This window comes from Acinetobacter sp. ANC_7511 (assembly GCF_056779975.1).
In genome coordinates, this window is the sequence record NZ_JBWYIY010000048.1 from 1 (window position 1) to 713 (window position 713).

The 713-nt window shown below is 46.1% G+C and carries 2 protein-coding genes; both read left to right on the forward strand.

What is annotated here, in order from left to right:
- Positions 1–533: CoA-transferase (locus AC1M9L_RS14740; RefSeq protein ID WP_481592551.1), on the forward strand; the 533-nt coding region annotated here is incomplete at its 5' end.
- A 23-nt stretch (positions 534–556) separates the two neighbouring features.
- The coding region (locus AC1M9L_RS14745) for a thiolase family protein (protein WP_481590811.1) at positions 557–713 on the forward strand (157 nt) is incomplete at its 3' end.

The following is a 713-nucleotide window of genomic DNA, read 5'->3' on the forward strand; positions in this document are numbered from 1 at the left end:
CTGACAAAGATGTCTTTTTACATTCTGAAAATGGTTTATTGGCCTTTGGTCCACCCCCTGCGGAAGAAGACCGTGACCCTGAGTTAATTAACGCAGGTAAAGAGTTTGTAACCCTGCTAGAAGGCGGAGCTTTCTTCCATCATGGTGATTCATTTGCCATGATGCGTGGTGGTCATTTAGACATCGCGGTACTGGGTGCTTTCCAAGTGGCAGAAAATGGTGATCTTGCAAACTGGCATACCGGTGCACCTGATGCCATTCCTGCTGTGGGTGGTGCAATGGATTTAGCCGTGGGTGCGAAGAAAGTCTTTATTACCACCGATCATGTCACTAAAAAAGGCGAACCGAAAATCGTTGCTGAGCTGACTTATCCTGCGACAGGTTTGAAATGTGTGGACCGCATTTATACGGATCTTTGTGTGATTGATGTGACGGCAGATGGCATGAAAGTCATTGAGAAAGTTGAAGGCTTATCTTTTGAAGAGCTTCAATCGATGACGGGTGCCAAACTCATTGATGCCACTCAGGCTTAAGACTGGTTTTAGGATCTTACACTATGAAAAACGCATACATCATTGATGCCATCCGTACGCCTTTTGGTCGTTATGCCGGTGGTTTAGCACCTGTCCGTGCGGATGACTTAGGTGCAGTGCCATTAAAAGCGTTAATGGAACGTAACCCTTCTGTGGATTGGAATGTCGTCGATGACGTTT